This is a genomic window from Ornithinimicrobium sp. (assembly GCF_051004135.1).
GTDB lineage: Bacteria > Actinomycetota > Actinomycetes > Actinomycetales > Dermatophilaceae > Ornithinicoccus.
Map to the genome: position 1 here is coordinate 1 of NZ_JBPCKQ010000220.1, position 23,847 is coordinate 23,847.

Here is a 23,847-nt window from a genome sequence, read left to right on the forward strand (position 1 = left end):
CATCCTCAACCTCGCCCTGCTCTGCGGGCGACACCACACCATCGTGCACACCAAAGACCTGAGAGCGACCGTCGATGCCACCGGCGTCACCTGGCACCTATGACCACCCCGCCCCCGCCCGACCCCCACACGGGCCGGGCGCACAGGCACGTCCACAGGCGGCGATTCGCACTCGGCGGCGACTCCCCGATGCGGTCCGGCAGCACGGGGGGTCAAGAGCGCCCGAGGGCAGGAGCGCCCGAGGGCGGGAGCGCCCCGGGGCAGCATCAGCTGGTGGTGAAGACCTCGCTGCTTCCAGGCTCGTCGCCTTCATCATCGCCGCCGCGGCGCGAGTCGCGACTGCGATCAGCGGGGTCCCCCTCAGACCGGGCATGCAAGCCGCGGTGCCAGGACGCCGCATACTGCCCGTCGTCCACTGCCCTCCCCGCCTCGCCGAGCTCCAAGGGCCGGAAAGTGTCGACCATCACGGCCAGCTCATCGAAGTACTCAACGCCGATCGAGGCCTCCGTCGCTCCGGGTTGCGGACCGTGCGGGTGCCCGCCCGGGTGCACTGAGATCGAGCCCTTGCCGATCCCCGAGCCCTTACGGGCTTCGTAGTCACCGTCGACGTAGAACATGATCTCATCGGAGTCGACGTTGGAGTGGTAGTACGGCACCGGGATCGACAGCGGGTGGTAGTCGACCTTGCGCGGCACGAAGTTGCACACCACGAAGCCCGAGCCCTCAAAGACCTGGTGGACCGGCGGCGGTTGGTGCACCCGTCCGGTAATCGGCTCGAAGTCGGAGAGGTTGAACACGAAGGGATAGAGACAGCCGTCCCAGCCGACGACGTCGAGCGGATGGAAGGGCAGCGTGTGGACGGTGCCGACCAACCCTCCGGACGAGCCCTCCCCCGTCCCCCGGTGCTTGAGGTAGACCTCCGTGTGCTCGCCGGCGGCGGCACCGATGTCCTCGGCGAGCAGTGGGCCGTGCGGGCCGACCAGGTCGCGCTCGCAGTAGGGCGCGTGCTCCAGCAGTTGGCCGAACTTCGACAGGTAGCGCTTCGGCGGCCCGATATGGCTGGTCGCCTCGATGCAGTAGGCCCGCAGCGGCTCGGTGTAGCCGTCGTCCCCCTCGACCGCGGGAATCCACCGGTGCGTGGTGGCCCGCGGGATCACCAGATAGTCACCCTGAGTCACCTCGAAGACCCCGAACACCGTCTCGACCCGCGCCCCGCCTCGCTCCACATACACGCACTCGTCGCCGATGCCGTTGCGGTAGAACGGGCTCGGGGTGTCGGCCACGACATAGAGCAAGCGCACATCGCCGTTGCCCAGCACGAGTCGCCGGCCGGTCACGACGTCCACCCCCCCGCGCTCGGTGGCGTCGGCGAAGAGGTCGTGCAGCTTGAGGTGTCGCGGAGTGGGCGGGTGGTTGGGCCGGGTCGCCATGTCCCCGACGTCCCACGCCCGGGACTCGGCGATCGCCGACGGGATGTTGCGGTGGTAGAGCAACGAGGAGTCGGAGGAGAAGCCCTCCTCCCCCATCAGCTCCTCGTAGTAGAGGCCACCGTCCGGCGCACGGTGCTGGGTGTGCCGCTTGGGCGGGATGCTGCCCTGGGCGCGGTAGTAAGCCACAAGTCGGACCTCCTCGGCGTCTCGATCCCCGTCCCGACGATCTTGCCTCACCTTCCAGTAGCGTGCCCGGCATGTCAACGACGCTCCCCGTGCCGCCGTGGTGCGCCCGGCTGGTCGAGGACGCAGCGGTCTTCCCGCCCGGCCTGAGCCCGGTCGACCGGGCATGGTTGGACCATCGCGCGCTGCTCGACGGAGCGTATGCCGAGTGTGTCGGGCCGTTGCTCGTCGCACCTGCGCACGCGGCTGAGTTGGCCCGGGTCGCGGCCGTCGGGGTGCCCGGTGCGCCGGTGCAGGTCGTCCTGATCGCCCGCGCCGAAACCCCGGCTCGCGATGTGGTGCCGGCGATCACCGCGCTGGCTGCCATTCCCGACGTGACCCTGACCGGCCTGGAGATCGCGCATGGCCACGGCTGGGAGTCGGGGCTGCAGCACAATCTGCCGCTGGCAGTCGAGGTGTCCCGGGTGCCCGACGAACGCGACCGTGCCCTCGACGAGGTCGCGTCGGCACGGGGCGACGGGCACGCAGTCATCGCCAAGCTGCGTACGCAGCAGACCGCTGAGACGCCCGTGCCGAGCGCGCTGGACCTGGCCGGCTTCATCGCGGCCTGCCGACAGCACGACCTGCCGTTCAAGCTCACCGGCGGCGTGCACCACGCGATCGCCACCACCACCAGCACCTGGAACACCTCCTCCACCTCCGCGGAACCGGCCGCTGTGCGTGAGCACGGCGTGGTCAACGTGCTGCTGGCCACCCACGCTGCCCACACCGGTGCGTCGGTCAACGAGATCGCCCGGCTCCTCGAGCGCACCGACAGCGCACCTCTGGCTGGTCAGCTGAGCGACCTCACCCCTGCTCAGCAGCATGATCTGCGATCCGCCTTCACGTCATACGGCTGCTGCGGGGTGCTGGACCCGCTCACCGAGCTCGCCGACCTTGGCCTGCTGGCCGCGCCGGACCCTCCCGACCGCTGACCGTCCTGCCCGTCCGATGTGCCGATCCTTGCCCCCCGATGAACTCCAGGAGCAGCTCGTATGACGTCCGCCCGGCTCGATCTGCCCGCCGACCACCCGTTCGGAATCCACCACCTGCCCTACGGGGTGTTCAGCACTCCGGACCGCCCGGACCGGCACCGGATCGGCGTCCGCTTCGGCGACTCGGTGCTCGACCTGGGCGCGGTGACCCGGGAGGCCGGCGTCGACTGGGCCATCGCCGTGCAGCAGCCCACGCTCAACGCGTTCCTGGCCCAAGGCCCCGCGGTCTGGGCGACCGCTCGGGTGTGGCTGCAGCAGCTGCTCACCGACGCGGGCCGCCCCGCTGACGACGGCACGACTCCGCGCCGGGAGGCGCACCACCTCACCGAGGCCCACCTGCACCCCTGTGACCAGGTGAGGATGCACCTTCCGATCAGCGTGGCCGACTACGTCGACTTCTACGCCAGCGAGCACCACGCCACCAACGTCGGGTCCATGTTCCGGCCCGACGGCGACGCGCTGACCCCCAACTGGAAGCACCTGCCCATCGGCTACCACGGACGCAGCTCGACGGTCGTGGTTTCAGGCACCGACATCGTGCGGCCCGTCGGCCAGCGCAAGGGCCCCGCCGACCCCGCGCCGATCTTCGGCCCGAGCGTCAAGCTGGACATCGAGGCCGAGCTCGGCTTCGTTGTGGGCGGCGCGACCGACGTCGGCGCCCCGGTGCCGGTGGCGCAGGCGATGGAGCACGTCTTCGGTGTCGCGCTCTTCAACGACTGGTCGGCCCGCGACATCCAGGCTTGGGAGTACGTCCCGCTCGGCCCGTTCCTGGGCAAGTCGTTCGCCTCCAGCTTGGCTGCCTGGGTGACGCCGCTGGAGGCGCTGGCTCAGGCGCGGGTGCCGCTGCCGGACCAGGATCCCACCCCGCTGGACTACCTGCGCGGGCCGGCGGAGTCGTCATACGGCCTCGACATCACGATGGAGGTCCGGGTCAACGGCTCCCTCCTCTCGCGGCCGCCCTACGCCACGATGTACTGGTCGCCGGCACAGATGCTGGCCCACCTCACCGTGGGCGGCGCCGCTCTGCGCGACGGCGATCTGTTCGCCTCCGGCACGACCTCGGGTCCCGACCGGGACACCCGGGGCTCGCTGCTGGAGCTGACCTGGAACGGCACCGAGCCGCTCACGCTCGACGACGGCAGCACCCGGACCTTCCTGCAGGACGGCGACGAGGTCACCATCAGCGCCACGGCGCCCGGTCCGGCAGGGTCGGTCATCGGGCTCGGCGAGGTCAGCGGACGGATCGCGCCCGCCCACTGACCGCCTACTGTCAGGACCTGCGGGAACCGCTATGACTTGCGGACCACGTTGGTCTTGGCGATCTTGTCGTTGAGGGACTGCTTCTTGGAGTCCCACAACGGCCACAGCCCGTTGAGCAGGGAGAACAGACCGGCCAGCAACCCGATAAAGGGCAGGTTGCCGAGCAGTCCCGGACCCTCCCAGACCAGGCCGCGGATGGCGCTGGTGCTCCAGCCGAGGGGGCCGGGCTCGTCGCGCAGCCGCACCCTTATCCCCAGGGCCAGCTTGCCGAGGGTGCCCGAGGCCACCTTGAGCATGACGATCTCGTAGACCAGCGCCAGCACGGCCGAGACCAGTCCGATCGTGACGAGCTGGGAGTTGATGCCGGCCGGCAACGTGGTCGTCATCGCTTGTCCCGCCTGGGCCGCGGTGAACATCTCATCCACGAAATCGCTGAAGCCGCCAATGAGATCCGGGGTGAAGATCGGGATGAGCAGCGCAGTGAGGACACCCACCAGGATGCCGTCGATGATGCGGGCGAAGAACCGGCGCCACCAACCGGAGAGTGGCTGGCCGTCCGGCGTCGTCGCCCGGGCCTGCCCGCCGTAGTACTCCGGAGCGGACTGGCCCCAACCGCCGCCGTAGGGGTCCTGCGACTGTCCACCGCCGTGCTGCGGCCCTCCATACTGCTGACCTGAACCGTACTGCTGACCACCGCCGGACTGCTGCCCGCCCTGCGAGGAGCTGCCGTAACCCTGGCCGTGGGCCGAGGACCCCTGGCCCTGGCCCTGCGCGGTGCCGGTCTGCCTCAACCCTGGCAGGCGCCGTGGACTGGTGTGCGTGGTCCACTGGACTCCGTCCCAGTAGCGCAACACCTCGGCGTCCTCGGGGTCGTCGTACCACCCTGCTGGTTGACTCATGACTCCACTGTGTCATGTGACGGGGACAACCCGGTCCAGCTGACGCGCTCGAAGCGCAGCGTCTCCCCTCGGACCCCACCCAGCCACAGGTCCTGGCAGGCGGCGGCCATCTGCGCCAGACCCTCGACCACTGTCCCGAACACGTTGCCGGGCACCCAACCCTGGTCGCCGTTGACCAACAGGTTGTTGCGGCCGTAGAACATCGCGAGGTCGACGATCGCGCCCTGAGCGCGGTGCTCCTGCTCGCCCTCGTAGCCGTAGGCGGGGTTGCCGAGGTCGTTGCCGGAGAAGGTGAACCAGCACAGGTCGCCGGGGATCGGGGTGATGGTGGTGTTCTCCCGTCCAGGGTCCGGGTCGGGAAGCCCGGGGAAGAGCCCGTAGATCTCGTTGCGGGCGTACTTGCCGTGATAGACCTGCGCCTCCAGCGGCAGGGCAGCGAGCACCGCAGCGCACGTTCGGGGCGCCTCCGCCTCCAGCAGCTGCGCCACCGCGCTCACGCCGCGCTGCACCAGGGTGATCCGGATCGAGGTGCTCATCAGGGGTCTCCCGTGGTCGAGGGGGTCGGCGTCGCGCTGGATGCGCCGGTGGACATGCCGGTGGACGCGCCGGTTGACCTTGGTGGCCGGAGGGTGTGCCAACGGGTCGCCTGCTCGTAGGCCTGCCCGACCCGCAGGACCAACGCGTCGGTATGTCGTGCGCCCACCACCTGCAGGCCCACGGGCAGTCCCGCGTGCCCGCCGTCGGCAACCAGCCCGCACGGCACACTCAGCGCCGGCTGCTGGGTCATGTTGAACGGATAGGTCAGCGCGGCCCACGAGGTCCACAGGTCGCTGGACCAGCCGGGAGGCGACTGCCGATCGGTGGAGAACGCGGCGACCGGCATGGTCGGACACACCAGCACGTCGTGGTCGCGGTGGAACGCCCCCATCGCCCGGCCCAGCTCCATCCGCACCGACACGGCATCCAGGTAGTCCTGGGCCGAGCAGTCGGCATACCGGCGCACCTGCCGGGCCAGGCCAGGGTCGACCCGGTCCAGCACGTCCTCGCCGTAGCCGCGTAGCACCTTGGCGGCCCCGGTGAACCACAGCACATGGAACGCATGCTCGAGCACGGCCCGCTCGCCCAGCGGCGGGTCGACCTGTTCCACGACCGCACCGGCGTCGGCGAGCACCTGCACCGCCTGCGTCACGACCGCGGACACACCCTCGTCGACACCATCCCAACCCAGCGACAGCGAGAAGGCCACGCGCAGTCCGGCGACGCCGTCGTCCAGACCGGCCAGGGACGGCATACCGGCCGTCGGTAGGTGTGACCAGTCCCGGTCGTCGGGCACCCCGATGAGATCCAGCAGCGTCGCCGCGTCGCGCACCGAGCGGGTCATCGGGCCGGCGTGGGACAGGGTGCCGTAGGGGCTGGCCGGCCACAGCGGGATCCGGCCGTAGGTCGGCTTGAGCGCCACCGTGCCGGTGAACGCCGCGGGGATCCGCACCGAACCGCCGCCGTCCGTGCCGACCGACCACGTGCTCATCCCTGCCGCAACCGCTGACGCCGAGCCTCCGCTGGAGCCCCCGGCCGTGCGGCCCGGGTCCCACGGGTTGGTCGTCACCCCGTGCCGGATCGAGTCGGTCGTGCCCTTCCAGGCGAACTCCGGCGTGGTGGTGCGCCCGAGGAGCACGGCGCCGCCCTCGCGGAGCCGGGCCACGGCCGGGGCGTCCTCGGTCCACGGGCCCGCGGCCTCGACCAGGGTGCTGCCGCGCAAGGTCGGGTGCCCGCGGGTCAGCAGGATGTCCTTGATGCAGGTCGGTATCCCGTCCGCCGGGCCCAGCGCTCGGCCCTGCTCAAAGCGTCGTCGGGAGCCCGTCGCGGCGGCCAGCGCCTCGTCGCGGTGCACGCTGACGAACGCGTTGAGCTGGTCGTCGAGCTCTTCGATCGCGGCGAGCACCTGCTCGCAGACCTCCACGGGGTCCAGCGTGCCCGCCGCATACCCCTTGTGCAGCTGCGTGGCGGTGAGCCACCGCACCGATGTCCCGGCAAGCTCGGAGCCCTCAACCACGACCGGCTCCCGGGACGTAGCCGAGCCTCGTGTCGACCACTCCCCGCAACGGCTCGCCGGTGAGCCAACGCTGCGCGTTGTCGACGAACTGGTCGGCCAGGGCTGCGCGCCAGCCGACCACGTCGCCGCTCATGTGCGGCGTGATCACCACACCGGGCAGGTCCCACAGCGGATGGCCGAGCGGCAGCGGCTCGGGGTCCACGACGTCCAGGGTGGCGCCGTCCAGCTGCCTGTCCCGCAGGGCCGCCACGAGGTCGTCGGTCACCACGGACTCACCACGCCCGATGTTGACCAGGTGTGCGTGCGCCGGCAGCGCGGCCAACACGGCGGCGTCGATCAGCCCCCGGGTGGCCGGGGTCAGCGGGGCGGCGTTGACCAGGTAGTCGACGTCGCCGGCATGCCGGGCGAGGTCGGCGCTGGCAACCACCTCCCCGAAGTCGGGGTCGCGGGTGCGGGCCGTCCGCCCGGCCCCCGTGACCTGCATACCGACGGCGCCCAGCAGTCGCGCGATCTCGCGCCCGATGCCCCCCGTGCCGACCACCAGGGCCCGGGCGCCAGTTGTGCTGCGGGTCTCCCGGTGCTCCCAGGTATGCCGTCGCTGCAGGTCAGCGCTGGGGTGCGTCTGCTTGGCGTGGGCAAGGACGGCGCCCAACACGTACTCCGCGATCGGGCGGTCGAAGACGCCGTGCGCGTTGGTCACGACCACATGGGAGGCGGCCAGCTCGGGGAAGACCAGCCGGTCGACCCCCGCTGCGGCGACGTGCACCCATCGCAACGCATCGCACTGGTCCCACACGTCGCGCAGGGCGCTGGAGAAGAAGTCCCACAGCAGCAGACCCTGCGCTCCGTGCATCGCCTCGGCGAGGCCCGCGGTGCCGGTGACCCGCAGCTCCACCCGACCCTCGAGCGCCTCCAGGTGTGACGGCCGGTCGTCGGCGTGCTCGCCCAGCACGACGATCACAGGGAGGGTGGCCACGGCGCCAACGTAGGATCGAGGTGTCGGATTGTCAACAATCCTCTCCACCCGTCAGGATGGCGTCATGGAGCAGCATGTCGGCACGGGGGCACGCGACTGCGCGCAAGGTGGCCCCACCGCAGCCGCGCTCGGCGTGGGGGTGATCGCGCCCTACGACTTCGCCCTGGACCGTGAGCTGTGGCGCTGGGTCCCGGACTCGGTCAACCTGCTGCTGACCCGGACCCCGCACCACGACCTGCCGGTCTCGGTCGACCAGGCCGAGGCGGTCAGCGGGGGTCCGATGCTCACCGCGTGTGCCCGCAGCCTGAGCGTGACCTGCCCCGACGTGGTCGCCTACGCCTGCACGTCGGGCTCCTTCGTGCACGGCCTCGACGGCGAGGCTCGCTTACGGCAGACGATCGAGTCGGCCGGCGTGCCCCGGGCCGTCACCACCAGTGGCGCCTTGCTGCAGGCACTCGCCGGGCTCGGCGTGCGCCGGCTGGCCGTGGCCACGCCCTACGACGCAGCGGTCACCACGCGGCTGTGCACCTTCCTGGCCGCGGCGGGCGTCGAGGTCGTCTCCTGCTCCCACCTGGGCCTGACCGAGCACGTCTGGAGACTCCCCCCGGCCGAGGTCACCGCGCTGGTCGGTCGCTGCGCACACGCGGACGCCGACGCGGTGTTCATCTCCTGCACCAACGTGCCGACCTACGACCTGCTGGCCCCGATGGAGGCTGAGCACGGCATCCCCGTGCTCAGCGCCAACCAGGTCACCTTGTGGTCGGCGTTGGCGGCAGTGGGGCTGCGACTGGTCGGCGACGGCCAGTCCCTGGTCGACGTCGCGGGACCCACCCGTGCATGCCGGGACGTCGGGGCATCCGGATGACCGCCGAAGTCAGTGGCGAGAAGTCGCAGCACGAGGGCCGCGAGTACGCCGCTCGGCTCGCGCGCGTGCAGGAGGTCATGGCGCAGCGCAGCCTCGCGGTCCTGCTCGTGTCGGACCCGGCCAACCTGTACTACCTGACCGGCTACAACGCCTGGTCGTTCTACATGCCACAGTGCCTGATCGTGCCCGCGACCGGGCCGCCCCACCTGTTTGCCCGGGCGATGGACGCCCAGGGGGCCCAGCACACCGCATACCTGCCGGCGCAGCAGGTGCACGGGTATCCGGAGACCCTGGTGCACCGCCCCGACGTGCACCCCTATGACTGGATCGCTGAGCGGGCGCTCGACCTCGGCCTGCTGCGTGACCACCCCGAGGCGGTGGTCGCGGCGGAGCTCGACGCGCACTACTTCACCGCGCGCGGCTTCCTGGCACTGTGGTCCGCGCTGCCGAGTGCGACGATCGTGGACAGCCACGAGCTGGTCAACTGGGTGCGCGTCATCAAGTCGCCCGCCGAGCAGGAGCAGCTGCGGGTGGCCGGCGACATCGCCAACAAGGTGATGCAGATCGCCATCGACGGCATCGAGGTCGGCCGGCGGCAGTGCGACGTGGTGGCCGAGGTGCAGCACGCCCAGACCCTCGGGGCGCGCACGCTGGGCGGCGACTACCCCGCGATCGTGCCGATGCTGCCCACCGGCGAGACCGCGGGCACCCCTCACCTGACCTGGTCGGACCTGCCGTTGCGGGCCGGTGAGGCGACGACGATCGAGCTCGCCGGGGTCTACCACCGCTACCACGCGCCGCTGGCCCGCACCGTCAGCCTGGGGCATCCGCCGGCCCGGCTGGCACACTGCGCCGGAGCCACGGCCGAGGGGCTGGTCGCAGCCCTCGACGTGATCCGCGACGAGGTCACCGGAGCCGAGGTGCACCGTGCCTTCACGACGACCATCGGGCGGCACGGGCTGACCAAGGAGTCACGGATCGGCTACTCGATCGGCATCGGCTATCCCCCCGACTGGGGTGAGCACACGGTGAGCCTGCGCAGCGAGGAGCAGACCGTGCTGCGGGCCGGGATGGCCTTCCACGTGATCCTCGGGATGTGGATGGAGGGCTGGGGGTATGAGGTGTCGCAGTCCGTCCTCGTCCAGGCCGACCACGCCGAGCTGCTGACCGACCTGCCGCCCGAACTGACCGTGAAGCCCTGACGAGACGACCGCATACCAGAGACAACGCACGACGACCGCACGACGACCGCACGACGAAGGAGTCACCATGAGCACGACCACCACTGCCCCCGCCACCGGCACGGCCGGGCTGCCGCTGGCCGACCGCACCTCCGGGCTGGTCGGCTCGGTGATCGACTCCAGCACCTCGCTGCTGGCCAAGCAGACCCACGACATCGTGCGCTTCGCGATGGGCTCCCCCGCCGCCGACGCCATCCCCACCGCGGCCCTGGCCGAGGTGGCCCGCACCGCCTTGGGAGTCGACCGGGCGGACGCCTTCGACTACGCCGCCACCGAGGGCGACCTCCCGCTGCGCGAGGCACTGGTCGACATGCTCGCCGACACCACCGACGCCACCGCGCTCGACCGGGTCACCATCACCTCCGGGGGCATGCAGGGGCTGGACCTGGCCTGCAAGCTCTTCGTCGACCCCGGAGACGTGGTCGCGGTGGAGTCCCCGACCTACACCAACGGCAGCGCGACGGCGCTGTCCTACCAGGCCGACCTGCTGGAGATCCCGGTCGACGAGCACGGCATGGACGTCGAGGACCTGCGCGGGCAGGCCGAGCGCACCGGCAAGACCCCGACCGTGATCTACACCGTCCCGACCTTCCAGAACCCCTCGGGCGCCTCGCTGAGCCTGGACCGGCGGCACCGGCTGCTCGCCCTGGCCCGGGAGTGGGGCGCGGTGGTCATCGACGACGACCCCTACGGCATGCTGCGCTTCGCCGGCGACCCGGTACCCTCCCTGCACGAGCTCGCCGCCGGCGACCCGCTGGTCTTCTCGGTGCGCACCTTCAGCAAGATCATCGCCCCTGGCCTGCGGGTGGGCTGGGTCGACACCGACCCGTCGCTGCAGCCGTTGCTGATCAGCGCCAAGCAGGCGATGGACACCTGCACCAACCTGCCCGCACAGCGGTTGGTCGAGGGCTTCCTGCGCGGCGGCTACCTGGCTGAGCACCTGGCCCGCACGCGCACGGCATACCGGGAGCGCAAGGAGGCCATGCAGGAGGCGCTGACCGAGCACTTCGGCGGCATGGCGCGGTGGACTGACCCCGACGGCGGCTTCTTCCTGTGGATCACCTTCGACAGCCCTGAGAACAACACGGAGATCGACGCTGCCATCGATACCGAGGCACTTTTCGAGGTCGCCCTCGCCCACGGCGTCGCCTACATCCCGGGCAACGCGTTCTCGCCGAGCCGGCGCTTCCCGGACGCCCTGCGAGTCTGCTTCGCGACCACCCCGCCGGCGCGGATCCACGAGGGCGTGGCCCGGTTGCGCCGGGCGGTCGACGAGCTGGCCGGCGCAGCGGTATGACGGAGCGTCCCGTCCCGCTCTCGACTCTCGAGCAGCAGGTGCTCGACCTGATCGACCTCGACGAGGTCGTCCAAGCGACCCAGCGGCTGGTGCAGGCACCGGGTGAGAACCCGCCGGGGCAGGAGCAGGCCACCGCGGACGTGCTGACCGAGTGGGCGCAGAGCGCAGGGCTCGACGTCCACGCCTGGGACGTCGAGCCGGGACGGCCCAACGTCGAGGTGATCCTGCCGGGCGGCGACGGCCCCGGTCTGCTGGTGCTCGGACACACCGACGTGGTCCCGGTCGGCGACGGCTGGAGTGTCGATCCGTTCGGCGGCGAGGTGCGCGACGGATGGCTCTACGGGCGCGGCAGCGCCGACATGCTGGGCGGCCTCGCTGCGGCACTGGTGGCGATGCGTGCGCTGCGTACTTCGGGGGTGCAGCTCATCGGCCCGGTGCTGTTGGCCGCTCTTGCTGACGAGGAGCAGAACGGCATCGGGGTGCGCGAGTGGATCGCCCGCCCGCAGCGCCCGGAGCTGCTGGGCTGCGTCGTGGCCGAGCCGACCGACCTGCAGACGATCATCGCCGCCCGCGGCGCCTGCTATCTCGACATCACCGTCACCGGGGTCGCCACCCACGCGGGTCGACCCGACGACGGGCGCAACGCGATTTCCGGTGCCGCGGCCATCGTGGCGGAGCTGGAGCGCTGGCATGCCGAGCTGGCCGCTCAGGCGCATCCGCTGGTGGGTCCGCCGACGTTCAACGTCGGCACGGTCCACGGGGGCACCGGCGGCTCGGTCGTGCCCGCCGAGTGTCGGCTCGGGGTCGACCGCCGGCTGCTGCCCGGGGAGCGGATCGAAGACGTCCTGGCCGCGGCGCGCGGCCGCCTGGACCGGCTGAGGCTGGGCGAGCGTGGGCTCTCCTACACCGTTGACTCACCGATGGACATGCCGGGCTTCGAGACCCCGGCCGAGCATGCGCTGGTCTCGGCCATCGATGGCGCCGCGCGGGCAGCCGGTGGCCCGGGACTGCCGTTGGGAGGCTGGACGGCTGCGTGTGACGGCGGCTTCGTGGCAACCCAGTGGAGCATGCCGGTGGTGGTGCTCGGGCCGGGATCGGTGAACGAGCAGGCCCACCGTCCCGACGAGTCGGTCGGCGTCGACGACCTGGTCACCGCCGCGCGCACCTACGCCCTGGCGGCCCTTCGTCTGCTGCTCATCTGACTGCCACTTCGCTGGTCTCTCGAGGGTAGGTCTCCACGAGCCCGCCCCCATCGGCCGCGATCAGCGCCAGCGCGCCGTCGAGGGCGGCTGTGGCCACACCCTTGCGTCGGCACCGCCGGTCGACGAAGAAGCAGGTCAACCGGTAGTCCGGCAACGGCACACCGGCTGACTCGACCTCCTTGCGGTGGAAGATGCCCGGCAGCTCCTCCGGAGTGCCGTACTAACACCAGCCCACCGCGGTCTCGCCGTCGAACACCAACGCGGCATGCGCCCTTCCCTCGCGCACCAACCGCTCCTTGTAGCCGCGCCAGTCATCGCCCCCGCACTCGCGCTTGTCCGCCATGGTCGAGTTGTGGAACCAGCAGCACCAGCAGCCGCCCGTCCCCCCGCCGTTGTTCCTGACGCACAGGTCGGCGAACGCGTCCCAGGTCCGGCTCGTCAACGCTCTGATCTGGTAGTCGCCCATCGCACTGTCCTCCTCTGCCGTCTCGCAACTTCAATCCTTCCACCATGAGGCCGACCGTAGGCTGCATTGCTCGGCGATCCTGGAAGCCGAGCGGACGCGACGCCGTGCTCACATGCGAGCCGAGGCCGAAAGCCTCCGTGATGATCCAGACGATCTCGCCGCGTCCGCGGCTCTGGCTGCCGAGATGGACGAAGTTCGTGCGTGGTGACATCTACCGTCTGAAGTCAGCGAAGGCGGTCCGCGGTCCCGCGCAAACGGGGGCGCGCTATGCCGTGGTCGTGCAGTCCGATGATCTTCCCCTGTCCACCTGGATCGTCGCTCCCACCTCGACCGGCCGACGCGCCGCATCGTTCCGCCGCGAGATCGAGATCGACGGCCTGAGCACTCGCGTCATGGTGGAGCAGCTGAGCACGACCGACGTCCCGGTGGACCGCCGCTGCGTCGTGTTGAGGATCGTTGGCTCTACCTGAGGCCGCGAGCCAGCAGCTCGGCAAGGTGCCGGGCCCGGCGAGGGGTCTCGCCGGCGATCTGGGTGCGGCAGCTGAAGCCGTCGGCCACGACCTCGGTGGACGGGTCGACCTCGCGGACAGCCGGCAACAGCACCCGCTCCCCCACGGCGCGCGACACGTCCTCGTGCCCGGCCTCGAAGCCGAAGTTGCCGGCCAGGCCGCAACACCCGGAGTCTGGGATCGTGACCCCGACACCGGCTGCGGCCATCAGGTCGCGGTCGGCACTGAAGCCCATCACTGCGTGCTGGTGGCAGTGCACCTGCACCAGGGCCTGCCCGCCGACCTGCGGTGGAGTCCAGTCCGGCGCCCGGTCACGCAGCAGCTCGGCGAGCGTCACTGTCTGCGCCGCCACCCGCGCCGCCAGCGGGTCATCGCCCAACAGCTGCGCCGCGTCGTGCCTCAGCATCGCGGTGCAGCTCGGCTCCAGCCCCACGATTGGCGCACCCGCCTCCAGCGCCGGAGCGATCGTGCGCAGCGACCGACGCAGCACCTCCTTGGCCACGCCGAGCTGGCCGGTGGAGACCCAGGTCAGCCCGCAACAGACCGGACCAGTCGGCAGGTGCACCGCGAACCCGGCCGCCTCCAGCACCCGCACCGCCGCGATCGGCACCTCGGGGGACAGGTAGGTGCCGAACGTGTCCGGCCACAGCAGCACCGGCCCCCGCTCGCCCGTTCCGGCCGGCTCGTGATCGGCATACCAGTCCAGGAACGAGCGCCGCGCGAAGGCGGGGATGTCACGGTCCGGGGCGATCCCCCCGAGCCGGCGCAACAGCCCAGCGGCCGGCGAGGAAGTCACCGCGTTGACCACCCCTGGGGCCCGTGCGGCCACCCGCGCCCACAGCGGCAGCCACCCCATCGACCAGTGCGACCGGGGCCGGGCCCAGGGCCGCCCCTGGTAGTGGTGGTGGGTGAACTCGGCCTTGTAGGTCGCCATGTCCACGTTGACCGGGCAGTCGCTGAGACACCCCTTGCAGGACAGGCACAGGTCGAGCGCGTCGCGGACCTCGGTGGAGCGCCACCCGTCGGTGATCACGTCGCCCTCGAGCATCTCGAACAGCAGGTGCGCCCGCCCGCGGGTGGAGTGCTGCTCCTCACGGGTGACCTGATAGCTGGGGCACATCACCCCGCCGGAGGTCTGCCGGCAGCTGCTCACACCGACGCACCGGCGCTGCGCTTGGGCGAAGTCGCCGGCGTCGTCCGGATAGGAGAACAGGGTCGCGACGTGCCGCCGGCTCGCCGACCCGGCCAGCCGCAGGTCCGCGTCGACCGGTCTGGGGTCCACGATCACCCCGGGATTGAGTACGCCGTCGGGGTCGAACATCTGCTTGACCTGGGCAAAGACACCCATCGTCTCCGCACCGTACATCCGGGTCACCAGCTCCCCCCGGGCACGCCCGTCGCCGTGCTCGCCCGAGACCGACCCGCCGAGCCCCACCACCAGGTCGGTGGCCTCCTCGACGAAGGACCGGTACGCCGCACGCCCCGCCGGCGTGAGGAAGTCGAAGTCGATCCGCATGTGCATGCACCCCTCGCCGAAGTGCCCGTAGGACGCGCCGGAGTAGCCGTAGCGGCCCATCACCTCCGCCAACCCGCGAAGGTAGTCGCCCAACCGTTGCGGCGGCACGGCGGCGTCCTCCCACCCGCACCACGCCTCCGCCCCGTCGGCCCGGCGGGTGGCCAGCCCGGTGCCGTCCCTGCGGCAGCGCCACAGCACCTGCTGCGCGGCCGGGTCGGTGACGACCGAGGCCGTCGACCCGGGTATGACGTCACGCACCTCCTCGGCGATCCGCTCGGCAGCTGTCCCTGCCTGCTCGATCGAGTCCCCCGGCACCTCCACCAACAGCCACACGACCCCGTCGGGCAGACCGGCCGAGGTCGCGGCCCGGCGCACGTCGGTGGGCAACCGGTCGACCAGCGTCGCGTTGATCGACTCCATGGTCAGCGGACCGTACGGCAGCACGACCGGCACGCAGTCCGCCGCCGCCCCGGAGTCGCGGAACCCCAGAGCGAGCAGCACCTTGGCCGCCGGCAGCTCGACCAACCGCACGGTGGCCTGCAGGGTCGTCCCGAGTGACCCCTCGCTGCCGGCCAACAGCCGGGCCACGTCGACGCCGTGCTCGGGCAGCAGGTGCTGCAGCGCATAGCCGGAGATCTGCCGGGAGAACGTGCCGAACCTGCGCTCGATCAGCCGGCGGTGCTGCTGGCCGAGAGCGCCGAGCCGGCGGGTCAGCTCGCCCTCAGGGCCGGGTAGGGTCTCGATCTCCGCCAGGGTGCGCGGTGCACCGGGCGAGGTCAGCGACAACCGCTGCCCGGACCCGGTGACCACGTCGAGGCCCAGCAGGTTGTCGGACGTGGTGCCCCAGGCGACCGAGTGTGCACCGCAGGCGTTGTTGGCGATCATCCCGCCCAGCGTGGCCCGGCTGGCCGAGGACGGGTCGGCGGCGAATGTCAGCCCGTGCGGACGGGCGGCGGCCATCAGGTCGGTGAGCACGACGCCGGGCTGCACGGTGGCAGTCCGGGCCACCGGGTCGAGGTCGAGAATCCTGTTGAGGTGCCGGGAGACGTCGATGACCACCCCGCCGATCGCGTTGCCGGCCATCGTGGTGCCACCAGAGCGCAGCACGGTCGGTGCGCTGGTCTCCCGCGCGGCCGCCAGGGTCGCGACCAGGTCGTCCTGGTCCAGCGGGGTGACCACGGCGTCGGGGACCACGCGGTAGTTGCTGGCGTCCACGGCATACAGCGCCTTGGCCCCGGCGTCGGTGGCGACCCGCCCTCGCACGTCGGCACGCAGCCGGGCGACCGTGGCCGCCACGTCATACCTCACCGAACCTCGCTCGGGTAGAGCGGGGCCCTCGGGATGGCCTTTGCGCATCAGTGCTCCTTCGTCCCGGCGAACCCCCAACCTACGCGGACTCCACGTCACCTCGAGCAGGGCCTGCCGCCGGTGACCTCGGGAGCCACGCGAAGCGGGCCCACCCGGGCCGGGGCGCAGCGCGGCGCAGGCCCGGTCGACCAGCAGTGCGGGAGGTCGATCCTCTCGTCGTCCTGCTGGCCGCCGGGCCGGGGGACACGTGCTCAACTCTTGGCCGCCGGACGCATCAGCAAGAGGGCCAGGGCCAGACCCGCAGCCACGAACGCGGCAAGTGCGGCGATCGCCACCCACATCCACGGACCCGAGCCCGAGTCCCCCACCGGCTGGACCGCGAGATCGACGTCCTCGGCCGACACCGACGCGGCGGGAGCCGCGGTTTCGTTACCCGTGTCACCCGTCGCGGTCGCCTCACCCGTGTCGTCTGTCGCGGTGGCCGCCGTCTCGCCGTCGGCGTGGTCGGCCGCCAGGGGTTCGGCCGGCTGGACGCCGTTGCGGCTCAAGAAGTCCCGGAGGGTCTCGGTGTCGGTCACGAAGTTGAACGGCTGGGTCTCGCCTCCGATGCCGAAGGAGTTGACGCCGATCACGCCACCCTGCTCATCGAGGGTCGGGCCGCCGGACATGCCTCCCGACACGGCTGCGTCGATCTCGGTGTTGGGCACGCCTCGGTCGGTGTACTGCCTCGAGCTGACCGTCCCGCTCTTGTAGGAGGGGGCCTGTCGCGACACGTCAGAGACGTCGGAGACGCTACCCGGGAATCCGATGGCCGTGACCTCCTGCCCCATCGAAGGGGTATCGGTGCTGACGGGCAAGCCGGGCGTCTGCTTCAGGTCGGCGACCCGCAGCAGCGCGTTGTCGCCATCCTCGAACGACTGCCAGTCCACGATCTGGGCAATCAGCATGTCCTGTCCGCTGAGGATCCCGTCCGCCACGCCGGTGGGCTGGCCGACCCGAGCTCGCGGTCGCGAGAAGCTGGTCTCCCACTCCAGGTCGGCCGCCTCCAGGCCCGTGACGTCGGAGCCCTCGGCGGCCAGCTGGTCCAGGGTGAGGTTGATAGCCGCAAGCCTGACCTGTGAGTCGACTTCGACACAGTGGCCGGCAGTCACGATCTCTCCCTCTGCACTGACGAAGAAGCCGGTGCAGTACTTCTCGACCTCCACCTCGTAGGTGTCCGAGCCGCCCTCCTCCCAGGGCACCTCGACGGTCGCCGAGAACTCGACGTCCACCCACAGGATGGATTCGTCCACCTCCTCGACCGCCTGCGCCGGCAGCGCCACAGTGACGCTGCCGAGCCCGGCGACGAGACCGATGAGCGGAAGAGCCGTGATCCTGGTGATGAGTCGCATGGTGATCTCCTGGTGTCCTCACGCCCCCGCGCCTGGTGCGCGGATCAAGGCACCTCGCAATCTGCCGCCGAGCGCTTAAGGCTCGCTTAACCAGCGGTTGGCCGTCCGGGCTCGGCACAGCCGCTCCCCCACCTGGCGCCGCCGACCAGCGCGCCGCATGCTGGTCCCGGTCCTCGAACCTGCCACATACTGAGACGGTGATGGAGGTCGACCTTCTCGGTCCCGTGAGCATGAGGACCTCCGGAGCGGAGGTGCCGCTGCGCGAGCGCCGGCAACGCGCTGTCCTGGCCATCCTTGCGAGCGCCGTCCCACCTCATCGCACCGTGACCCAGATGATCGACGACTTGTGGGGGGACGATCCACCCGCCTCCGCCCGGAATGCCGTCCAGGTCTACGTCACGGGCCTGCGCAAGGCCCTCGGTCCGTCGGGCATCGAGGTGAGGCACGTCGGCGACGGCTACGAGCTCCGGGGATCGAGTCTGAGCGTCGACGTCGTCACCTTCGAGGCCGGTGTCGCGGAGGGCAGGGCTGCCCTCCGGCTGGGCGACTCCCAGCGCGCCGCCGCGGTGCTCGGCAAGGCGCTGTCCTTGTGGCAGGGGGAGCCGTATGCGGGGTTGGCCGATCTGCCGTTCGCTCGCCGGGGTCGCGACGTGCTTCGCGCGACACGCACTGCCGCTTCGCACGACCTGGCGGTCGCGCTCTCCCGGGAGGGCCGCCCCCAGGAGGCGATCGAGGTCAGCAGGTCCTTGTTGGCGGACGACCCCTACGACGAGGCTGCGTGGGGTGCGGTGGCGCGCAACCAGTACTGGGCCGGTCATCAGCAGGATGCGCTGCAGACGTGCCGGCGGGCCCGCCGGAGGCTGAGCCAGGACCTGGGCATCGATCCCAACCCTGCGCTCGCCGAGCTGGAAAGCCAGATCCTGAAGCAGGAGGTCCCCCCGTCTGTCGTGGCGAAGGAGCAGGTGGCTGCGCCCGCCGCCCTGCCGCGGCCACCCGAGATCTTCGTCGGCCGCGAAGCGGTGGTGCAGGACATCCTGAACCAGATCGAGTCCGGAGCCAGGGTGGTCTCGGTAACCGGTATGGGTGGCATCGGCAAGTCAGCGGTGGCGATCGCGGTGGCTCACGAGTGCAGGCGCCGGGGCAGGCCGGTCTGGTTCTGCCCGCTGGAGATGGAGTCGAGGGCCGACACCGCCGTGCTCAAGGGACGCCACGCGGCGGGCCTCGACGCCACCCAGGACTCGTGGTCGGCTGCCCAGGGGGGACTGTTGATCCTCGACAACATCGAGCAGATCGCTGACATGCCCAGCGCGGTCGCGGCCATCGTGCGGCAGCAGGATGCACCGCAGGTGCTGGTCACCACCCGCGTCGCCATGCATCTTCGCGAGGAGAGACTGGTCGTCCTCCCGCCTTTGGAGGGTGGGGCCGGGGGCTCCGCCGAGGAGCTCTTCGTCCGCCGTGCCGGACGGCACGGTCGGTCATGGTCGGACCAGGACCGGGGCACCGTGCTCGAGCTGTGCGAGGCGCTGGGAGGCATGCCGTTGGCGCTGGAGTTCGCGGCCGCTCGCACAAGGATCCGCACGCCGGAACAGCTCCTGCGGCAACTCCACGATCAGTCCGACGTGAGCACCGGCGGGGATCTCCTCGAAGTTCCGGAACGGCAACGCAGCGTGCGACAGGTCCTGAGGGCCTCGGTGGACCTGCTGTCCGAACCGGCCCGTGTCGTGCTCGTCGCCGCCTCCCAGTGCGAAGGCTGGATCACCACCGACCTCTTGGAAAGGACTGTCACCGATCAGCTCGCCACCGGTTTCGAGGAGGCGCTGGACGAGCTCACGACCAGCGGCATCGGTGCGATGGACGCGGACGGTCGGGTCAGGGTCCCTGCGCCGGTCCGCAGGCACGCGCAGGAGAGCCCGGAGGGGCCCGGTCTGCGGCAGGCCTTCGTCCGGGCCACCCACGACCTCGTGCGGGAGACCGCCCCGCATCTGATCGGCCGATCGGCTCAGGCCAGCCTGCTGCGGCTGCAGCAGGACGACGACGCGCTCACCACCGCCATGGCGGCCACTCGCGCCGACGGCGACGTCACCCGGGCCGCGCAGTCGGCGATCCAGCTGCCGGTCTACTGGCTGATGACCGGCCGGTTCCGCCAGGCTCAGCAGCTGCTGACCGAGCTGGCCCAATCGATGGTCCCGGCTGATCTGCGAGCGCACCTGAGGGTCATCAACGGGACGTTCGCCAGCTACCTGACCCAACCGGACGCCATACCGACCCTTCATGCAGCGCTCGAGGAAGCACAGCAGTTGGACCTGGACCCCGACCGGGTCATCGTCAACGGCTGGTGCTCCCTGGCCGCGATGCACGTGCGGGTCGAGGACCATGCTTCGGCTCTCGCCGCGAGCGAGCAGGCACAGCTGCTGGCTCAGCGCTCCGGCGATCCGGAGCTGATCGCCCTCAGCTGCGACCTGGCCGGCTTCGTCGCAGCGCACATGCACGACAACGAGCGCGCCCTGCAGGCCAACCTGGCAGGCATCCGGGACAGCCGCAGGGACGGTGACGACTACCGCCTGGCAGGCCTCCTCGCCGGTGCGGCGGACAACCTTGCCCAGCTGGGCCGGTATGACGAGGCGGGCGCCGTCATGGACGAGGCCTTCCAGATCGCCGGCCGAGTGGATCTGGGACCCCTGACGCCCTTTCTGCTGCTGGGTCGCGGCCAGACGCTGGCCTGCGACCGCCGCCTCAGCGAGGCGATCCCCACCCTGGTCGAGGCCCTCCGGACGGGTCAGGACCGCCACCCCGATCCGGCGCTGTTCGCAGACGCGCTCTTCCTCCTGGCAGGGTGCGAGACGATCCGGCATCAGGACCCGTTGGCCGCGCGGTTGTACGGCGCCGCCGACGCCTGGTATGCCGAGGTTGGCCTCACGTTCGCCGGACGGACGGCACAGGTGATGGTCGACCTGCGAGCCGAGCTCGTCGACCGGATGGGAGCCGATACCTTCGGGGTCTACCAGGCCCTCGGCTACTCGCGACCGCAGGAAGCCATCTCGGGAGCGATGGACTCAGGGCGCGCCCTGGCTCGCTGAACTCGGCCCGACACCTCTGGAGGAGCTGCGGGCCCTCCCTGCGGGCTCCCTGAGCCTAGTATTGTCGACAATCCAGACCAGGAGGCTGCCATGTCGACCATCGGGTTGCTCTACCCGGGGCACAGCGCCGAGGACGACTTCGCGCACGCCGAACGCATCCTGGATCAGCAGGTCCCCGACGTGGAGACTCGCGTCCCGGTGACGATCACCTCGGTCGGGCAGGACGCGCACGAGGTCGGCGCGCTGCTGGACCTCGGCAGTATGCCGCGGCTCACCGAGGGTGCCGACCGGCTGGTCGCCCGGCACGCCCCCGATGCGCTCGTCTGGGCCTGCACGTCGGGCAGCTTCGTCTACGGGTGGGACGGGGCGCTGGCTCAGGCCGCGTCGCTGGCTCGGCACACCGGTCTGCCGGCCTCGTCGACCTCGTTGGCCTTCGCCCGTGCGGCAGGTTCGCTGGGGCTGGAGCGGGTGGCGGTCGCGGCGTCCTACCCGCGCGAGGTCGCCACGCACTTCGCCCGGCTGCTGCAGCGGGTCGGGGTCACCGTTACCGACCTGGCCAGCCACGAGATCCTCACCGCGGCTCAGGTCGGCACGCTGGACGTCGAGCAGGTGACGCAGCTGGTGGCGCAGTGCCCCCGCGACGGGGCGCAGGCGCTGCTCGTCCCGGACACGGCGATGCACACCCTGGCGCTGCTCCCCGAGCTCGAGGAGGCCGCCGGTATGCCGGTGCTCACCGCCAACCAGGTCACGGTCTGGGAGGGGCTGCGCCTGCTCGGGCAGCGCCGCCACGCTCCCGACCTGGGCTCGCTGTTCGCCCGCGCCGAGTCCGATCCCGTCCTGGCCGCGAGCACGGCGGCGGCGCAGGCCCGACCGGTGCCGGTGTCCCACGTCGACACGGCTGACGGAGGTGCCCGGTGAGCTCTCGGTCGCCCGGAGCGGCGATGCGACTGGATCCCGTGGTGCAGCAGTCGACGCCGATGATGATCGCTGCCCGGGTCCGTGAGGCCATCGCACAGGGTGACTTCGCCCCGGGCGCGCAGCTGTTCGAGGCAGAGCTGGCCCGTCAGCTCGGGGTGAGCCGCGGACCACTGCGCGAGGGACTGCAACGGCTCACTCAGGAGGGCCTGCTGGTCTCGATCCGCAACCGCGGGCTCTTCGTGGTGCACCTGACCGCCGACGACGTCCGCGACATGTATCTGGCTCGTGGGGCGATCGAACGCGGTGCCGCCGCCGTGGTGGTGGCCCGCGACCCGGTCGGCACCGCCGACGCGCTGGAGCCGGTGCTGGAGCAGATGGCCCAGGCCGCCGAAGCCGGGGACAGCCGGGGGGTCGCCGACGCCGACATCCGCTTCCACGAGGTGCTCGTCGCGAGGAGCGGAAGCGCGCGGCTGGCCCGGGTGCACGCGACCCAGGTCACCGAGGCGCGTATCTGCATCCAGGCCCTGGGCAGCACCCACAGCACCGACGAGGTCCGGCTGGCCGAGCACCGCCGCATCGCGGACGCGCTCCGCGCCGGAGACGCCGACCTGGTCGACTCGCTGCTGGCCCGGCACATGGCCGACGCGGTGGCCGACCTCGTCGAGCTCAGCGAGACCTCGCCGCTGCCCGAGACCTCGCCGCTGCCCGAGACCTCGCCGGAGTCCGCGTCGCGCCACTAGGTCTGCGCCAGTTCAGCCCATCGCGATGCCGATGTACTTGGTCTCCAGGAACTCCTCGATCCCGCTCGAACCGCCCTCACGGCCGAGCCCGGACTCCTTGATGCCGCCGAACGGCGCGTAGGGGTTGGAGACCACGCCCTGGTTGAGCCCCACCATCCCGGCCTCGATCCGCTCGCCGACCCGGATCGCGCGCCGAAGGTCGTTGGTGAAGACGTAGGCGACCAGCCCGTACGGCGTGTTGTTGGCAGCGGTGACCGCCTCGTCCTCGGTCTCGAACGGAGTCAGCGCCGCGACCGGGCCGAAGATCTCCTCGCTGGTCATCTGCGCGTCGGGGCTCACCCCGGTCAGCACGGTCGGGGGGTAGAAGTAGCCCTTGCCCTCCGGTCGCTGCGCGCCCGTGAGCACCTCGGCACCCCGCTCGACCGCGTCCCGGACCAGGGAGTCGACCTTGTCCTGCGCCGCGTCGTCGATCAACGGCCCGACCTTGCTGCCCTCCTGCGTGCCGTCGCCCACCGTGAGCGCGCCCATCTGCGCGGCGAGCCGTTGCCCGAAGTCCTCGATCAGCGACGAGTGCACGTAGATCCGGTTGGCCGCAGTGCAGGCCTCCCCCATGTTGCGCATCTTGGCCTGCATGCAGCCGGCCACCGCCTCCTCGATGTCGGCGTCGTCGAAGACCACGAACGGCGCGTTGCCGCCGAGCTCCATCGAGGTGCGCAGCACCTTGTCGGCGCACTGCTCGAGCAGCACCTTGCCGATCTTGGTGGAGCCGGTGAAGGACAGCTTGCGGGCGTCGCCCGAGCGGATCAGCGGCTCCATCACGGCCCCGGCGTCCATGGCCGGGACGATGTTGACCACACCGTCGGGCACCCCGGCCTCCTTGAGGATCTGCGCAAGGGCCAGCATCGACAGCGGCGTCTGCTGGGCGGGCTTGAGCACGCTGGTGCACCCGGCCGCCAGGGCGGGCCCGAGCTTGCGGGTGCCCATCGCCATCGGGAAGTTCCACGGGGTGATCAGCAGACACGGGCCTACCGGCTGTCTGGTCACCAGGAATCGGGCACCGCCGGCCGGCGCGACCTGATAGCTGCCGTCGATCCGCACCGCTTCCGCCGCGAAGTGCCGCAGAAACTCGGCGGCGTAAGTGATCTCGCCCTTCGCCTCGGCCAGCGGCTTGCCCATTTCGAGAGTCATCAGCAGGGCCAGCGCATCGATCCGCTCGTGCAACAGCTCGAAGGCCCTGGTCAGCATGTCCGCCCGGGCGCGGGGGCTGGTGGCTGCGAAGGATTCCTGGGCGGCGACCGCTGCGGCCAACGCCGCGTGGCCGTCCGCCGGGGTGGCATTGGCGACCGCGCGCAGCGCATCGCCGGTTGACGGGTCCAGCACGTCGAAGGTCGAGCCGTCGGCGGCGTCCCGCCACGTCCCGCCGATGAACAGCTGGGTCGGGGTCTTCGCCAACAGCGACTGCTGGGCTGCGTCGACAGAAGC

Annotated in this window: 20 protein-coding genes; 10 read left to right on the top strand and 10 right to left on the bottom strand. The window is 71.2% G+C overall.

All coding sequences use genetic code 11. The features are described 5' to 3' along the window. Positions 1–266: 266 nt before the first annotated feature. The gene (locus ACR2FV_RS15730) at positions 267–1,616 is read right to left on the bottom strand and encodes a homogentisate 1,2-dioxygenase (protein WP_434016644.1); all 1,350 of its coding nucleotides are present in this window, start codon (positions 1,614–1,616) and stop codon (positions 267–269) included. 71 nt (positions 1,617–1,687) lie between these two features. Here ACR2FV_RS15730 and ACR2FV_RS15735 point away from each other — a divergent pair, with 71 nt between their 5' ends. Continuing rightward, positions 1,688–2,587 carry a hypothetical protein gene (locus tag ACR2FV_RS15735; protein ID WP_434016645.1) on the top strand — a complete coding sequence of 300 codons (900 nt, stop codon included), beginning with the start codon at positions 1,688–1,690 and terminating at the stop codon, positions 2,585–2,587. Positions 2,588–2,647: 60 nt separating this feature from the next. After that, entirely contained in the window at positions 2,648–3,907 is a 1,260-nt protein-coding gene (gene fahA / locus ACR2FV_RS15740; RefSeq protein WP_434016646.1) for a fumarylacetoacetase, read from the top strand. A gap of 29 nt (positions 3,908–3,936) precedes the next feature. Here the strand turns inward: fahA and ACR2FV_RS15745 are convergent, their stop codons facing one another. Genes ACR2FV_RS15745 through ACR2FV_RS15760 form a run of 4 tightly spaced genes read right to left on the bottom strand, consistent with a single transcriptional unit; the run spans position 3,937 to position 7,835 of the window. Further along, on the bottom strand, positions 3,937–4,806 hold the full coding sequence (locus tag ACR2FV_RS15745) for an RDD family protein (protein ID WP_434016647.1): 870 nt from the start codon (positions 4,804–4,806) through the stop codon (positions 3,937–3,939). After that, positions 4,803–5,342 (bottom strand): DUF3830 family protein, encoded by a 540-nt coding sequence (locus tag ACR2FV_RS15750; protein WP_434016648.1) that lies wholly within the window; start codon positions 5,340–5,342, stop codon positions 4,803–4,805. Before ACR2FV_RS15750 ends, ACR2FV_RS15745 begins: the two co-directional genes overlap by 4 nt. Further along, a complete protein-coding gene (locus ACR2FV_RS15755; RefSeq protein WP_434016649.1) occupies positions 5,342–6,859 on the bottom strand; it encodes an amidase in 1,518 nt (505 codons plus the stop codon). Before ACR2FV_RS15755 ends, ACR2FV_RS15750 begins: the two co-directional genes overlap by 1 nt. Continuing rightward, the gene (locus tag ACR2FV_RS15760) at positions 6,852–7,835 is read right to left on the bottom strand and encodes a D-2-hydroxyacid dehydrogenase (RefSeq protein ID WP_434016650.1); all 984 of its coding nucleotides are present in this window, start codon (positions 7,833–7,835) and stop codon (positions 6,852–6,854) included. The genes ACR2FV_RS15755 and ACR2FV_RS15760 overlap by 8 nt, the downstream gene beginning before the upstream one ends. Positions 7,836–7,899: 64 nt before the next feature. On the opposite strand from ACR2FV_RS15760, the gene ACR2FV_RS15765 reads away from it, so the two are divergent. The 4 genes from ACR2FV_RS15765 (at position 7,900) to ACR2FV_RS15780 (ending at position 12,440) form a co-directional block, all read left to right on the top strand. Continuing rightward, positions 7,900–8,700 carry a maleate cis-trans isomerase family protein gene (locus ACR2FV_RS15765; protein WP_434016651.1) on the top strand — a complete coding sequence of 267 codons (801 nt, stop codon included), beginning with the start codon at positions 7,900–7,902 and terminating at the stop codon, positions 8,698–8,700. After that, positions 8,697–9,902, top strand: a complete 1,206-nt coding sequence (locus ACR2FV_RS15770) for a M24 family metallopeptidase (protein ID WP_434016652.1) — start codon at positions 8,697–8,699, stop codon at positions 9,900–9,902. Before ACR2FV_RS15765 ends, ACR2FV_RS15770 begins: the two co-directional genes overlap by 4 nt. Before the next feature lie 67 nt (positions 9,903–9,969). Then, the gene (locus ACR2FV_RS15775; RefSeq protein WP_434016653.1) at positions 9,970–11,238 is read left to right on the top strand and encodes a PLP-dependent aminotransferase family protein; all 1,269 of its coding nucleotides are present in this window, start codon (positions 9,970–9,972) and stop codon (positions 11,236–11,238) included. Further along, positions 11,235–12,440 carry a M20 family metallopeptidase gene (locus tag ACR2FV_RS15780; protein WP_434016654.1) on the top strand — a complete coding sequence of 402 codons (1,206 nt, stop codon included), beginning with the start codon at positions 11,235–11,237 and terminating at the stop codon, positions 12,438–12,440. Before ACR2FV_RS15775 ends, ACR2FV_RS15780 begins: the two co-directional genes overlap by 4 nt. Here the strand turns inward: ACR2FV_RS15780 and ACR2FV_RS15785 are convergent. Beyond that, a complete protein-coding gene (locus ACR2FV_RS15785; protein WP_434016655.1) occupies positions 12,433–12,600 on the bottom strand; it encodes a hypothetical protein in 168 nt (55 codons plus the stop codon). The two genes, ACR2FV_RS15780 and ACR2FV_RS15785, sit on opposite strands and share 8 nt — an antisense overlap. 60 nt (positions 12,601–12,660) lie before the next feature. Then, positions 12,661–12,906: a hypothetical protein gene (locus ACR2FV_RS15790; protein WP_434016656.1), complete on the bottom strand. Its 246-nt coding sequence runs from the start codon at positions 12,904–12,906 to the stop codon at positions 12,661–12,663. 140 nt (positions 12,907–13,046) lie between these two features. Here ACR2FV_RS15790 and ACR2FV_RS15795 point away from each other — a divergent pair, with 140 nt between their 5' ends. Continuing rightward, complete coding sequence (locus tag ACR2FV_RS15795) at positions 13,047–13,376, top strand: type II toxin-antitoxin system PemK/MazF family toxin (protein WP_434016657.1); 330 nt, start codon at positions 13,047–13,049, stop codon at positions 13,374–13,376. On the opposite strand, the gene ACR2FV_RS15800 is transcribed toward ACR2FV_RS15795, so the two are convergent. Continuing rightward, positions 13,369–16,239 (bottom strand): FAD-binding and (Fe-S)-binding domain-containing protein, encoded by a 2,871-nt coding sequence (locus ACR2FV_RS15800; RefSeq protein ID WP_434016658.1) that lies wholly within the window; start codon positions 16,237–16,239, stop codon positions 13,369–13,371. The genes ACR2FV_RS15795 and ACR2FV_RS15800 overlap by 8 nt on opposite strands. 251 nt (positions 16,240–16,490) lie before the next feature. Next, positions 16,491–17,630, bottom strand: coding sequence for a S1 family peptidase (locus ACR2FV_RS15805; RefSeq protein WP_434016659.1), 1,140 nt, complete (start codon positions 17,628–17,630; stop codon positions 16,491–16,493). A 230-nt stretch (positions 17,631–17,860) separates the two neighbouring features. Here ACR2FV_RS15805 and ACR2FV_RS15810 point away from each other — a divergent pair, with 230 nt between their 5' ends. The 3 genes from ACR2FV_RS15810 to ACR2FV_RS15820 all read left to right on the top strand — a co-directional run bounded on the left by ACR2FV_RS15810 (position 17,861) and on the right by ACR2FV_RS15820 (position 22,365). Then, positions 17,861–20,707: a BTAD domain-containing putative transcriptional regulator gene (locus ACR2FV_RS15810; RefSeq protein ID WP_434016662.1), complete on the top strand. Its 2,847-nt coding sequence runs from the start codon at positions 17,861–17,863 to the stop codon at positions 20,705–20,707. Between the two features lie 90 nt (positions 20,708–20,797). Beyond that, positions 20,798–21,625, top strand: coding sequence for a maleate cis-trans isomerase family protein (locus tag ACR2FV_RS15815; RefSeq protein ID WP_434016660.1), 828 nt, complete (start codon positions 20,798–20,800; stop codon positions 21,623–21,625). A gap of 23 nt (positions 21,626–21,648) precedes the next feature. After that, positions 21,649–22,365, top strand: coding sequence for a GntR family transcriptional regulator (locus ACR2FV_RS15820; RefSeq protein ID WP_434016661.1), 717 nt, complete (start codon positions 21,649–21,651; stop codon positions 22,363–22,365). Positions 22,366–22,377: 12 nt separating this feature from the next. Here ACR2FV_RS15820 and ACR2FV_RS15825 read toward each other — a convergent pair whose 3' ends face one another. Further along, on the bottom strand, positions 22,378–23,817 hold the full coding sequence (locus tag ACR2FV_RS15825; protein WP_434016663.1) for an NAD-dependent succinate-semialdehyde dehydrogenase: 1,440 nt from the start codon (positions 23,815–23,817) through the stop codon (positions 22,378–22,380). Positions 23,818–23,847 lie beyond the last annotated feature (30 nt).